Annotated in this window: 10 protein-coding genes; 5 read left to right on the top strand and 5 right to left on the bottom strand. The window is 55.5% G+C overall.

Annotated elements, in window-relative coordinates:
* Nucleotides 1–104: 104 nt before the first annotated feature.
* Entirely contained in the window at nt 105–635 is a 531-nt protein-coding gene (gene ppa, locus H0S68_RS01890; RefSeq protein ID WP_004952787.1) for an inorganic diphosphatase, read from the top strand.
* Between the two features lie 52 nt (nt 636–687).
* On the opposite strand, the gene H0S68_RS01885 is transcribed toward ppa, so the two are convergent.
* The 3 genes from H0S68_RS01885 to H0S68_RS01875 are packed head-to-tail and all read right to left on the bottom strand — an operon-like array spanning nt 688 to nt 6,589.
* Nucleotides 688–1,035, bottom strand: a complete 348-nt coding sequence (locus H0S68_RS01885) for a gamma-glutamylcyclotransferase (RefSeq protein ID WP_006317485.1) — start codon at nt 1,033–1,035, stop codon at nt 688–690.
* A 2-nt stretch (nt 1,036–1,037) separates the two neighbouring features.
* The gene (locus H0S68_RS01880) at nt 1,038–4,856 is read right to left on the bottom strand and encodes a translocation/assembly module TamB domain-containing protein (RefSeq protein WP_217331476.1); all 3,819 of its coding nucleotides are present in this window, start codon (nt 4,854–4,856) and stop codon (nt 1,038–1,040) included.
* On the bottom strand, nt 4,853–6,589 hold the full coding sequence (locus tag H0S68_RS01875) for an autotransporter assembly complex protein TamA (protein WP_020824929.1): 1,737 nt from the start codon (nt 6,587–6,589) through the stop codon (nt 4,853–4,855). Before H0S68_RS01875 ends, H0S68_RS01880 begins: the two co-directional genes overlap by 4 nt.
* Before the next feature lie 286 nt (nt 6,590–6,875).
* Here H0S68_RS01875 and msrA point away from each other — a divergent pair, with 286 nt between their 5' ends.
* Nucleotides 6,876–7,517: a peptide-methionine (S)-S-oxide reductase MsrA gene (msrA, locus tag H0S68_RS01870; RefSeq protein WP_020824928.1), complete on the top strand. Its 642-nt coding sequence runs from the start codon at nt 6,876–6,878 to the stop codon at nt 7,515–7,517.
* A 177-nt stretch (nt 7,518–7,694) separates the two neighbouring features.
* The gene (locus H0S68_RS01865) at nt 7,695–9,026 is read left to right on the top strand and encodes a hemolysin family protein (protein ID WP_020824927.1); all 1,332 of its coding nucleotides are present in this window, start codon (nt 7,695–7,697) and stop codon (nt 9,024–9,026) included.
* Nucleotides 9,027–9,116: 90 nt separating this feature from the next.
* Here the strand turns inward: H0S68_RS01865 and H0S68_RS01860 are convergent, their stop codons facing one another.
* Nucleotides 9,117–9,323, bottom strand: a complete 207-nt coding sequence (locus tag H0S68_RS01860) for a DUF1107 domain-containing protein (RefSeq protein ID WP_012004917.1) — start codon at nt 9,321–9,323, stop codon at nt 9,117–9,119.
* Between the two features lie 326 nt (nt 9,324–9,649).
* Here H0S68_RS01860 and H0S68_RS01855 point away from each other — a divergent pair, with 326 nt between their 5' ends.
* The gene (locus tag H0S68_RS01855) at nt 9,650–10,207 is read left to right on the top strand and encodes a YtfJ family protein (RefSeq protein WP_020824926.1); all 558 of its coding nucleotides are present in this window, start codon (nt 9,650–9,652) and stop codon (nt 10,205–10,207) included.
* Nucleotide 10,208: 1 nt separating this feature from the next.
* Here the strand turns inward: H0S68_RS01855 and cysQ are convergent, their stop codons facing one another.
* Nucleotides 10,209–10,949 (bottom strand): 3'(2'),5'-bisphosphate nucleotidase CysQ, encoded by a 741-nt coding sequence (gene cysQ / locus H0S68_RS01850; protein WP_041415176.1) that lies wholly within the window; start codon nt 10,947–10,949, stop codon nt 10,209–10,211.
* Between the two features lie 256 nt (nt 10,950–11,205).
* Here cysQ and H0S68_RS01845 point away from each other — a divergent pair, with 256 nt between their 5' ends.
* The gene (locus tag H0S68_RS01845; RefSeq protein ID WP_174573646.1) at nt 11,206–13,158 is read left to right on the top strand and encodes a bifunctional 2',3'-cyclic-nucleotide 2'-phosphodiesterase/3'-nucleotidase; all 1,953 of its coding nucleotides are present in this window, start codon (nt 11,206–11,208) and stop codon (nt 13,156–13,158) included.
* Nucleotides 13,159–13,183 lie beyond the last annotated feature (25 nt).

The raw sequence follows: 13,183 nt of genomic DNA, 5'->3' as shown, positions 1-13,183 counted from the left end.
ATGGCTCTGCGCCGGGGCGGGGATGATGAAAAGGGCAGGAAATCGCAAAAGAGTCCGCTATAATAGCCGCCACTCCATTTCTGGTTTGATTAAAGGAAACCGACATGAGCTTGAACCTGGTCCCTGCTGGCAAAGACCTGCCGGAAGACATCTACGTTGTTATCGAAATCCCGGCAAACGCCGATCCGATCAAATATGAAATCGACAAGGACACCGGTGCGCTGTTCGTTGACCGTTTCATGTCCACCGCGATGTTCTACCCGTGCAACTACGGTTACATCAACCACACCCTGTCTCTGGACGGTGACCCGGTTGACGTGCTGGTGCCAACCCCATACCCACTGCAGCCTGGTTCTGTGATCCGCTGCCGTCCGGTTGGCGTGTTGAAGATGTCCGACGAAGCCGGCGAAGATGCGAAACTGGTTGCCGTACCGCACAGCAAGCTGACCAAAGAGTACGATCACATCAAAGACGTGAACGACCTGCCGGAACTGCTGCGCGCCCAGATCGCTCACTTCTTCGAGCACTACAAAGATCTGGAAAAAGGCAAATGGGTGAAAGTGGAAGGCTGGGCAGATGCTGCCGCTGCCAAAGCTGAAATCGTTGCTTCTTTCGAGCGTGCCGCCAAGAAGTAATTCTTGCCCGCCGTCCGATAAAAAAACACCGCTCAGTGAGCGGTGTTTTTTTTTACTTTTCGTCGAGACGCTTCAGCCAGTCGCCGCTGTTAATTCGCGGGTAACCGTCCACACTGTGTTTATACAGGTAGATCCACGCACTCCCATAAGGCGTCTGAATCAGCTCGCGCTTATAGTCCTTGGTGTTGCTTTTCAGTTCGTCCAGCTCAGCCAAAATCGATGAGTTGATGCGGTACACTTCGCAATGTACCGTGCCCTCTCCAGGGATCGCCGCCGGGTAATGGCCCAGATTATAAATCTGATAGCCTTCGAGCTCATGCTCGCCGAGCCATTGGGCGTTGGTCATCCAATGGCTGTTTCCCTGTTTGCGTCGTAAACTGCCGTAGACAATTATTCGCATCGCTAAAACTCAAACTGATAGAGCAAATCTAATGCCTGGTCGAGACCAGACACCGCTTCCAGATACAATTTAGGCATCAGGCGGTAACGCAACGTCAACGTAGCCAGCGAGTCGAAAATACCCACCCCATATTTTACTTGTAAGCCTGGGAGAACATAACCGCTCACGACAACCTGGGAACTGTCGCCGACACCCTGAGTATCCAGGGCCAAATTGCTTACGCCAAACGCCTCGCCGATTTTACCCACAAGTTGACCACTTTGTGCAACCCCCATCCCAATTAACATTGAGGTCATTGCGTTACCATCGGCGCCGGAACTGCCCAATCCCTGCCCGCGCAGCAGATAAGACAGCGCTTCCTGCTGAGATTTGGCCGGATCCGAGAACACTTCCAGCTTGGGTGCATCCGCCAACCCGGTAACGCGTACCCCAGCGGTAACGTCGTCTTCGGTCGATTCAGGATTACGGATGGCTTCAATATTAAGCAGCGGCTGATCCGGCGGCCCTGAGAACATCAGTTGGCCCTTGCGGACGATCAAATCCTGACCATAAGCATGGAAGCGACCGGAAGGGATGTCAATCTGGCCGTTCAGGCCCAGGCCATTCTTGTCCTGCACTACTTTCAGATCGCCCTTCAGGCGGGCTTTTAAGCCAAAGGCATCCAGCCGCACATCGTTACCCACGTGGATCATCAGGTTGCTGTTGATCGGGATCCCTGCGGTTTTCGGCTGTATCGGTTTCAGTTGGTCGTCCAGCATCACTTCGTCGGAAGAGACGCCCACCGCACTTTCCGGCAACTCCTGCACCGTAATGCGCGCCCACGGAATATCTACCGAACCATTGAGCGAGAACAACTGCGGCGTGGCTTCAAACACCAGATCGGGTGAAACGTCGATGCGGATCATCGGCGGCACCGTCACCCGCAGCTTATCGCCCTTGGCGGCGATACGTGCGCGCCAGGCGTTGATGTCGCGCCAGTCAGCATCGCCCGACAGGTTAAGCTGTCCGCGCGTGGTACTGACCAGCCCTTCCATGGTCGAGGTCATGCCGTCAAAGTTCATCACCAGGCGGCCGTCCGTCATATCAAACGGCATCCAGTGACCATCTATATCAACCTTATCCAACGCCATCCGGCCATAAACCAGAGGCTTCTGCGCACTGCCACCCAGGCGCAGATTGGCATTCAGCATGCCCGCGGCTTTCTCCCCCTTCATCAACGCCGGATTGATCATCGCCAGCGAGATATTGGTGATATTGACGTTGCCGCTGATAATGCGTCGTACCTGTGGATCGGCAACCTGCACGTTACCGTCAAATTGGCCATTATTGGTCAACTTGATCAACCAGTCGGCCTGCGCACGACCGTTGGACAGGCCGGCATTAAGGTTCAGCCGATCAAAGGCGATCGGCAACGCGTTGCCCTGCACTTGCTGAACCACCTTCACGCCGTTACCCACCAGGGAAACTTTCGCGTCCGGCAGCGCACCGCCCGGTTTCCAGCTTACGTCCGCCCGCCCGGTGAACACGCCGCTCAAAGCGGTCTCCGGACCGAGGAAAGGTTTGATCATCGCCAGATCAAAGCGGTTCAACACCACGCTGGCCTGGCCACTCGGGCCGGCTTCGATGGTTTTCGGCACGCACAGTTCGGCGTTCGGGTTCTGCCAACAGTGCGGCCCAACGCTGATTTTCTGCGCGGTATTCAGGTAATCCAGCGCAATGGCGCGAGTCAATCGCCATTCGCCCACCGGGGTATCGAAACGGGTATTGTTCAGGTTGCCGCGCCAGCGCTGCTGTTGGCGATCGAAACTGCCCTGCAGCGCCAACTGACCGGATACCGGCTTGCCGTCAATTTTCAACTGCAGCTGATGCTGCTTCTCACTGCCTTTGGCATCCAGTGTCAGCAGGCTGATATCCAGCGCATCCTGCTTAAGTTGCTCAACGCGTACCGCCAACTGACCCTGGATCTGATCGCTGGAACGCACGTCGCCGTCAATCTTCACCCGGTTGATGCGCAGCGCCTGCCACTGCAGGCCGGAAGCGGTCAGGTCGGCCAGCAACTGAGGCGCTTGCAGGTTGCCCCGCAGCTTCAGCAAGCCTTTCGCCGTACCGCCCAGCCCTGGCAGAGCGCCGTCCAGACGTGGCGCGTCGATATTCGCATCCAGGTTCCAGCTTTTCTCGTCCAGTTGGCCCTTAACGTTCAGTTGGTTGCGTCCCAGCGTCAGATCGATGCCCGGGATTTTCCACTGACCGGCAGCATTGCCGCTAAGCGTGCCACGTGCAGTGACTTTGTTTTGCTTCACGTTACCATCGAGCTGCAGCACCGGCACCTGCAATTGCCAACTGCCGCCGTGCAGGCTGCCACGCGTAGTGATTTTACCGTCCAACTTCGCCGGCCATTCCGGCCACTGCTTGGCGGTATTGATGCCGCTCAGCGTCAGCTGTGAATTCCAACTGATGGCCTTGCTCCAGTCCACCAGCGCCGTCAGATCGGTATTGCCCTGCAAGGCCGCCAACCGCAGGCGATCGAGTTTGAACTGTTCAACGTTACCTTTACCGTCCAGCGTCAGCACCGCCGGCGGGAGATCCTGCCCCTTGATATTGGCCCGGGTCGACAAGGCATAATCAGTCGCCTTGCCATTGAAACGCAGGCGGAAATCGTTGACCTGATACTGGGCTTCGCCGTTCAGCGGCCATTTCAGCTGTTTGCTTTGCAGCGTCAGTGCCAGCGGTAAACCCACTTCGGCCAATTGGGTCTGTACATCAAGCTGCGCACCGACCGGTCCGGAGAGGTTCAGCGCCACTTTAAGTTCTTCGCGCAGCCCACCGCCGACGTTCAGTTTGACCTTTTCCCCTTTCAGCGGCTCGATATTCAGCGTGCTGTTAGCCACCATTTCCACCGGCCAACTGCCGGTCAGCGTCGCCTGCCCCTGCGCAGACAACGTGCCCTGCGGGGATTTCACATCGAAATTGTCCAGCTTGATATGCTGATCCTGGGTACTGGCCTGCAGCAACAGGCTGGTAATCAACACCTCGGTATCACCGGTCAAGCGCAGTTGTTCCCCGCTGATCTCCTTAACCGTGATGTCCAACGGCAGGCGGATTTCCGGCAGATCCGGCAGCAGCGGCTTGGCGAACAGCTCTTTCAACGTTTCGCCCAGCGGCTTCTCTTCCGGCACCGGTGCCGGTTTCGCCGCCTTGTCGACCTGTTCACCCACTTTTTTCGCGACCTCGACAGCCGGCTGTATCGCCTCCGGCAACGGGTTCTGCGGGGTTTTCGGCAGTGCAATCAACAGGCCGCTGATTTTGGTGGGCAGCAAGGTCAACGCACGCTCTTGCCACTGCGCTCCGGTACGGAATTCACCAAGAGAGATTGCCGTGTCGTCTACGCTTACCTTAACGTTATTCAGCGTCAGCATACGCAAGGTAATAGGGTACGGCGTGCTCAGATTAGTGGTCGGCTCGCTGGTCTCTTCCACCGGCGCAGACGGCGTCATTTCTTTGGTTTTCACCACCACGTCGACGTCCTGCGCGGTCAGCGCATTGACGCACAGCGAACTGTTTTTAAAGCAGGCCAGATCGAGTGACAGATGGAATTGTCCGGCATTCACCGTGACGCCCGGCATCTGATACTTCACGCCTTTTAGCGTCAGATCACGCCAGCCACCGCTCACGCTGGCAATATCCAACCCCGGCACCCATCGAGCGGCAGCGTTGAGGGTCATATGCAAACCACTGGTGGTACCGAGCAAGTACGCCACCGCCCCGACCAGTAACAGCAAGACAATCAGGAAACCAAAGCAAATCTTTTTTATCAGGCTCATAGTTCAGGCCCCAAACCGATGTAGAACTGCATCCCGTGGGTGTCCTTGTCCCCCACGGGCGCGGCGATATCCAGCTTCACTGGCCCTACCGGCGACTGCCAGCGTACGCCTACACCGGCGCCAGTTTTGAAGTTGCTCTGCTTGATATCGTTCACCGCTTCACCGGAATCGACGAACATCGCCCCCCACCATTTACCGGTCACGTTGTATTGATATTCCAGCGAGCCAGTCAGCATTTTGGAGGCACCGGTCAACTTGCCGTCATCGTTGCGGGGGGAAATGTCTTTGTACTTGTAGCCACGGATGCTGCGATCGCCACCGGCAAAGAATCGCAGGTCTGGCGGCACTTTGTCGAAGTCGTTGGTTTCGATCCACCCCACCTGCCCGCGCGCCACGAACCGGTGCTTATCGGCCAGGGTGCGGATCCAGACGTTCTGCGCCTGCATCAGCGCGAAGTCCACGCCAGATCCCCAGGTGGTGTCGGAAACGTCGATGGAGTAGCGTTGGCTATCGCCCCAGGTCGGCATCAGACCTCCGCGCGAGCGGGTACGGTTGAGGCTGACGCCAGGGTAAAGCAGCATGGTGGTATTGCTGACGTTACCCTGGGTAAAGTTATCCCAGCGCCAGGTCAGGTTAATAGCCCGCTGCCAGCCGCTGGAGAGATCCCAGTTGCGCGAAGCCACCACTTTGGAGGTTACGGACTTGGTATCGTTGAGATCGACGTTCTTGAGCCCGCCCTGCAGCAGGTAATACTGCTCCAGCGGATTCTTCAGCAACGGGATCTTATAGGTCAGATCGAGCTGCTGCTCGGGGGCCGAAATACTGGCGCTGGTTTCCAGACTGTGGCCGCGATCGTTAAGCCAGGGCTTCTTCCAGGTGCCTTTAACGCGGGGACCAACGTCGGTGGAGTAACCGACACCGGTTTCGATGGTGTTGCGAGTGCGTGGTGACACCAACGCATCTAGCGGCAAAATCTTGTTCTCTTTGGCATCTTTGAAATCAGGGGAGACCACCACCGAGTTAAACCAGTTAGTGGCGGACAAACGGCGGTTCAGTTCGGCCAGGTCTTCCGAAGTGTAATAATCCCCCTGATGAAAGGGCACCAGATTTTGCAGATAGTCTTCACGAATTTGCGAACCGGTAAACTTCACCTGGCCGAAGCGGTAACGCTGCCCGCTGTCGAAGTCGATGTCCCAATAGGCCTTATGCAGATCCTCCGCCACGCCGAGCTGGCTTTTGGTCATATCGGCATCGAAATAGCCTTTGCGCAGCGCCAGGCCGGTCAGTGAACCTTTAAAACTGTCGTATTTACCGTGATTAAGGATCTCACCTATCGTCGGTTTGCCTTTTTTGACCAACGACAGATAGTCTTCATCGGTTTTCGCACCGCCTTCCAACACGATATTGGCCCCGGCAATGCGCACCGGTTCACCCGGATTGACCTTGGCGTGCAGCACCGGCCGCGCCAGCCCTGGCCGATCGTCCAACGTAAATTCGATGGTAGGCTGATAATAGCCAAGCGCTCTCAGCCCCTGACGAACAGCTTCATCCACGCGTGCGCGGAAACGGCCATCAGTACCGACCTCTTCCGGAGTGATGGAAGACAGGCGTACCCGGACGTTTTTTTCCAGTTCCCCGCTAAGTCCTTCAACCTGCAGCCGCACATTCGCCGAAAACGCCGCAGGCGTCGCGAGCAGCGCACACAAAAAGCACAGGGCACGGTATCGTGGCACGCGTTCTCCTTAATTTATTTTACTTTCCTGTTATAACACGCACTCTGGTGCCAGGGCATACTCCGCGCTATCAAGACGGCAGCCCTTTCAGCCTTATTCCAGACGCGACATATTACGATTTTACTGCCGCAGTAAACTGGCGCATTCTTAGCTTTTGGCGCTCTAAATACTGCGTTAATCTGATTCATAATCTGAATATGTAGCTTATTGTGGGCAAAGTTGCGGTTAGATACAACCGAACTGCCGTGTCTTAGGTCAATTCTTACTGTGACAACAGGAGTCAACCGTGGTGCCATTTTTTGATAAAACACAAACCGTCGACAAGGCGAACGCGCTGCCTGGCCGCACGACGCCCATGCCGGTTGCCACGCTCAACGTGGTCACTCACCATTCAATGACCCAGGTGCCGGAAGGCATGGAAGTGGCTATCTTCGCCATGGGATGCTTCTGGGGTGTGGAGCGCCTGTTCTGGCAACAGCAGGGCGTATACAGCACGGCGGCAGGCTACAGCGGCGGTTTTACGCCAAACCCAACCTACCGCGAAGTGTGCAGCGGCCAGACCGGTCATACTGAAGTGGTGCGGGTGGTATTCGATCCGAAAATCATCAGCTATAAGCAGCTGCTGCAGGTGTTCTGGGAGAACCACGATCCGGCGCAGGGCATGCGTCAGGGTGGCGACGTCGGCACTCAGTATCGCTCAGCAATTTATACGCTGACGCCGGAACAGCAGACCGCAGCCGAAAGCAGTCTGAAGCGTTTCCAGCAGGCCATGAACGAGGCGGGCGACCAACGCACCATCACCACCGAAGTGGTGCCGGCGCTGCCGTTTTACTATGCCGAGGATGACCATCAGCAGTATCTGTACAAGAATCCTGAAGGCTACTGCGGCCTGGGCGGCATCGGCGTTTGTTTGCCACCCCAGGGCTAAACCCTTGGTCAGCGGTAATTTTTTAACCGCTGGCGGCCCCTGTAGGGCTGCTGCTATACTATGCGGGCCGCATCTGCGGCCTGATAGCCTCCTTTCTGGTTGTTATCACTACTTTTTTTACAATGTACTACCCTTCCTCAAGAGCGCCGTCATCCCGTCGGCACGTATGGATAGATTATGTTAAACAGTATTTTACTGATTCTTTTTCTGATCGCAGTGAGTGCGTTTTTCTCACTGTCGGAAATTTCTCTGGCCGCGTCACGCAAGATTAAACTGAAACTGATGGCTGACGAAGGTAACGTCAATGCCGCCAAAGTCCTTAAACTACAAGAAACCCCGGGGCTGTTCTTTACCGTGGTGCAGATTGGTCTGAACGCCGTAGCCATTCTCGGTGGTATCGTCGGCGATGCTGCCTTCTCCCCTAGCTTCCAGGTATTGTTCGATCGCTTTTTGTCCCCAGAGATGGCGGAGCAAGTCAGCTTTATCTGCTCGTTCGTCCTGGTGACCAGCCTGTTCATCCTGTTCGCAGATTTGACCCCGAAGCGCATCGGTATGATTGCACCAGAGACGGTCGCCGTCCGGATCATCAACCCGATGCGTTTCTCGATCATGATCTTCCGGCCGCTGGTGTGGTTCTTCAACGGCATGGCAAACCTGATCTTCCGCCTGTTCAAACTGCCGATGGTGCGCAAGGACGACATCACTTCCGACGACATCTATGCGGTAGTGGAAGCCGGAGCCCTGGCTGGCGTGCTGCGCAAGCAGGAACATGAGCTGATCGAAAACGTGTTCGAACTGGAGTCACGCACCGTACCTTCGTCGATGACCTCACGCGAAAGCGTGGTTTACTTCGATCTGCGTGAAACCGAAGAAAGCATTATCGAGAAAGTCTCGACCCATCCGCACTCCAAGTTCCTGGTGTGCGACGGCAATATCGATCAGGTGGTCGGCTACGTTGACTCCAAAGACTTGCTGAACCGCGTGCTGGGCAATCAAAGCCTGGTGCTGAGCAGCGGTGTGCAAATCCGCGCGGCGCTGATCGTGCCTGATACCCTGACGCTGTCCGAAGCGCTGGAAAGCTTTAAGACGGCCGGCGAAGACTTTGCCGTTATTCTCAATGAATATGCACTGGTCGTGGGCATCATCACGTTGAATGACGTAATGACTACCCTGATGGGCGATCTGGTCGGTCAAGGCCAGGAAGAGCAGATCGTCGCACGCGATGAAAGCTCATGGCTGATTGAGGGTGGTACGCCAATCGACGATGTGATGCGCGTTCTGCACATTGATGAGTTCCCGCAGGCGGGCAACTACGAAACCATCGGCGGCTTTATGATGTACATGCTGCGCAAGATCCCAAAACGCACCGACTTCGTGAAATACGCCGGCTACAAGTTTGAAGTGGTGGACATCGACAGCTACAAGATTGACCAGTTGCTGGTAACCAAACTGAGCGACAAACCGGCGGCGGTACTGCCGAAAGCGCCAGAAGACAACGCCCCCGCCTGATCCGGACTGTAGAAACGTCAGCGGCCCCATCGGGGCCGCAATTATTGGAGCTTTTGCAGGGTACTTCAGTAGCAGGATACTAACCGCGCATCAACCCATCTCAGTTTGCAGTAACAACACCTGACGGTTTACCTCTGACATCACGCTGAAGTGGCGCCGGTCACGAATTTTCGGTAACAGGATTTTCCCTTCGTCGAATTCGAACGCGCCTACATCTTTGATATACAGCCGGCCACGAAACAGGGTTTTTACGTACTTCGCCACTTTCAACGGATTATAACGCTGGAAGATTCTCATTCTATTACTCTCCTCCGTTTGGTCCATGCGCTCAGCGAGCCGCCAAGGTGGCAGCCTCTAAAGTAAGAACGCAACTTGATTGCCATGTAGTAGACCTAGTAAAGACGATAATGTTCACTTCTGCACGGATATCTTCACTGGATTTACACTTTTTGACAGAATTGTATATGATAATATATAACTTTTTCAGTATATCCCTTCAAAACACAGGTATTACCGGCCAGAAGAGGAAACTGCGATCCAGCTAACAGGACAGACCTCCGATCACCACCTATGCTTTAGGCTGTCGGGTGCTGTCGGCACCGTTCCCCTTCCAAGGAGAAGGCATGAAAAAAAGTCACCTGCTTATTGTTTCCCTACTGCTTGCCCCCTTTTTAGCCTCTGCGCACAACTTCCAACTCCAGCAACGCGTCGCGCCGGTCGGCGTCAGCGATAAGGGAGAGTTGAATTACGCTAATGATAAGTTTAGCTATCAAAACTGGAATAGCGCGCAACTCAGTGGGAAAGTGCGAGTCATACAGCATATTGCCGGCCGTAGCTCCGCCAAGGCGATGAACGATCCGCTGATCGAAGCGATTAAGAAAGCTAAACTACCGCACGATCGTTACCAAACGACGACAATAGTGAATACCGACGACGCGATACTCGGCACCGCGGTGTTTGTTCGCAACAGCATTGAAGACAGCAAGAAAGAGTTCCCCTGGTCGCAGTTTGTGGTCGACAGCAACGGCAACGTGCGCAAGGCCTGGGATTTGCAGCCGAAAGGGTCGGCCATTGTGGTGTTGGATAAGCAAGGCAGGATCCAGTTCGCCAAAGACGGCGCCCTGACGCCAGAAGAGGTGCAGCAGGTCATGACCCAACTGCACCAGCTGCTGGCGAACTGATTTAGAACAGCGAAACCCTGAAGCCGGGGTTTAGGAAGGATTCACGCGGCGTATAGAGCAGAGGTCTGCCCTGCCAGTCGTGGATCTGTGCCCCGGCTGCCACGGCCACGGCATGACCGGCGGCGGTATCCCAGATATTGGTGGGCCCAAAGCGCGGGTAGAGCTGCGCTTTACCTTCCGCCACCAGGCAGAATTTCAGCGAAGAACCGACGGAAACGGTCTGGTGTTCGCCCAGCTGTTTCAGGTAGTCCTTCAGCTCTTCGTCGCTGTGCGAACGGCTGACCACCACCAATGGCGGATGGGCATTGCTGACGCCAATCTCCTGCCGGTGGCCCTTTTCTTCTTTCCAGGCTTTACCGCGCTCGGCCAGATACAGCACGTCGATCGCCGGGGCGTAAACCACCCCCATTACCGCCTGCCCGTCTTCAATCAACGCGATATTTACCGTGAACTCACCGTTGCGATTCAGGAACTCTTTGGTGCCGTCCAGCGGATCGACCAGCCAGTAGCGCGTCCAATTCTGCCGCACTTCCCAGGTCGGTGGATCTTCTTCCGACAGCAAGGGGATGTCCGGCGTTAACGCCGCCAGGCCGCGCTGGATAATGTGGTGCGCCGCCAGATCGGCCGCCGTCACCGGGGAGTCATCTTTTTTTTGTGTAACATCAAGCGGTTGTTCACCGTTGTACACCGCCATGATGGCCGCGCCCGCCTCGCGGGACAGTTGGCAAATTTTTTCTAACATCATTCACCTCAGATAGACAGTTCCGTGGGCCATTTCCCCTTTCTCATTGCTAGCAGCCTAGTTTTTTTTGCATCGAATATCCATCATAACGATTTAACCTTCGGTAATGACTCGAGTCTTTGCCGTCACAACTGTGACATTTCCTCCGATACCTTGGCCGATTTTCTGCCACACTTCACAGTTTGGTGAGACAACCAATGTTAATTACATGCCCCTCTGCGATAAAACTCGAAAAATAGAATGGAGAAAGCCAAAAATGATGAAGCGTCCGCTGACGTTGTCTGTCCTCGCTGTGCTGGTTTGCGCCTCAGCGCAGGCGGCAACGGTCGATCTGCGCGTGCTGGAAACCACCGACCTGCACAGCAACATGATGGACTTCGATTACTACAAGGATAAACCGACCGACAAGTTCGGTCTGGTGCGCACCGCCAGCCTGATTGAACAGGCTCGCCAGCAGGCCACCAATAGCGTACTGGTGGATAACGGCGACATCATTCAGGGCAGCCCGCTCGGTGACTATATGGCGGCCAAGGGCCTGAAGCCCGGCGATATTCATCCTGTCTATAAGGCCATGAACACCCTGAATTATGTGGTCGGCAATATCGGCAACCACGAATTCAACTACGGCCTCGATTACCTGAAAACCGCCATCAGCGGTGCCAAGTTCCCGTATATCAATGCGAACGTGATCGACGCTAAAACGCAGAAACCGCTGTTCACTCCTTACATTATCGTCGATACGCCGGTAAAAGACCGTGACGGCAAGGAACATAGTTTACGCATCGGCTATATCGGTTTTGTGCCACCGCAAATTCTGGTGTGGGATAAGGCCAATCTGCAAGGCAAGGTTAAGGTCAACGACATCACCGAAACCGCCAAACGCTACGTGCCGGAAATGCGTAAACAGGGGGCCGATCTGATCGTGGCGATCCCGCACTCCGGCCTGTCCAGCGAGCCGTACAAGGCGATGGCAGAGAATTCGGTGTACTACCTCAGCCAGGTTCCGGGCATTGACGCCATCATGTTCGGCCATGCTCACGCCGTATTCCCGAGCAAAGACTTCGCCAATATCAAAGGCGCTGACATTGCCCAGGGCACGCTGAACGGCATACCTGCGGTCATGCCCGGCCAGTGGGGCGACCACCTCGGCGTTGTCGATCTGCAGTTGAACAACGACTCTGGCAGTTGGAAAGTAGCTTCCGCCAAAGCGGAAGCACGGCCCATCTACGACAAAGAGAACAAGAAATCGCTGGCGGCGGAAGATGCCAAGCTGGTGAAAGTCCTGGCGGAAGATCATAAGGGCACGCGCGATTTTGTCAGCAAGCCGGTCGGCAAAGCTGATGACAACATGTACAGCTACCTGGCGCTAGTGCAGGATGACCCAACGGTACAAATCGTGAATAACGCGCAGAAAGCCTATGTGGAACACTACATTCAGGGCGATCCGGATCTGGCCGATTTGCCGGTGCTGTCAGCGGCAGCGCCGTTCAAGGTCGGCGGCCGCAAAAACGATCCGGCCAGCTTCGTCGAAGTGGAAAAAGGCCAGCTCACCTTCCGTAACGCTTCGGATCTCTACCTCTACCCCAACACCCTGGTGGTAGTAAAAGCCAGTGGCAAAGAGGTGAAGGAGTGGCTGGAGTGCTCCGCCGGGCAGTTCAATCAAATCGACGTCAACAGCAGCCAACCGCAGGGCCTGATCAACTGGGATGGCTTCCGCACCTATAACTTCGACGTGATTGATGGGGTTAATTACCAGATCGACGTCAGCCAGCCTGCGCGTTACGACGGCGAATGCCAGTTGATCAACGACAAGGCGGAACGTATCAAGCAGCTGACGTTCAAAGGCAAGCCAATTGATCCTAAAGCCACCTTCCTGGTGGCGACCAATAACTATCGCGCTTACGGCGGCAAGTTCGCCGGCACTGGCGATCAGCATATTGCCTTCGCTTCGCCGGACGAGAACCGTTCAGTGTTGGCGGCCTATATCAGCGCTGAAACCAAGCAGCATGGCGCAGTACGGCCACAGGTGGATAACAATTGGCGCCTGGCGACCTTCAGCAGCCCGCAACCGCTGGATATTCGCTTCGAAACCTCGCCAAGCGAGAAAGCGACAGCGTTTATCAAGGCACATGCCCAGTATCCAATGAAATCCGAAGGCACGGATAACATCGGGTTCGCAGTTTATAAGATTGATTTAAGTAGCAAATAAGCTGCAGGCCGGGAGGCACAGGGTT

Source organism: Serratia sp. AXJ-M (assembly GCF_046531865.1).
Classification (GTDB): Bacteria; Pseudomonadota; Gammaproteobacteria; order Enterobacterales; family Enterobacteriaceae; genus Serratia; species Serratia liquefaciens.
Note: the sequence above shows the minus strand (reverse complement) of the source record. Positions and strands in the feature narration are given on the sequence as shown.

Coding starts and splice junctions, on each gene's coding strand:
- ppa (WP_004952787.1), top strand. CDS start 105: ATGAGCTTGAACCTGGTCCCTGCTGGCAAAGACCTGCCGGAAGACATC.
- H0S68_RS01885 (WP_006317485.1), bottom strand. CDS start 1,035: ATGCGAATAATTGTCTACGGCAGTTTACGACGCAAACAGGGAAACAGC.
- H0S68_RS01880 (WP_217331476.1), bottom strand. CDS start 4,856: ATGAGCCTGATAAAAAAGATTTGCTTTGGTTTCCTGATTGTCTTGCTG.
- H0S68_RS01865 (WP_020824927.1), top strand. CDS start 7,695: ATGTTAAACAGTATTTTACTGATTCTTTTTCTGATCGCAGTGAGTGCG.
- H0S68_RS01860 (WP_012004917.1), bottom strand. CDS start 9,323: ATGAGAATCTTCCAGCGTTATAATCCGTTGAAAGTGGCGAAGTACGTA.
- H0S68_RS01855 (WP_020824926.1), top strand. CDS start 9,650: ATGAAAAAAAGTCACCTGCTTATTGTTTCCCTACTGCTTGCCCCCTTT.
- cysQ (WP_041415176.1), bottom strand. CDS start 10,949: ATGTTAGAAAAAATTTGCCAACTGTCCCGCGAGGCGGGCGCGGCCATC.
- H0S68_RS01845 (WP_174573646.1), top strand. CDS start 11,206: ATGATGAAGCGTCCGCTGACGTTGTCTGTCCTCGCTGTGCTGGTTTGC.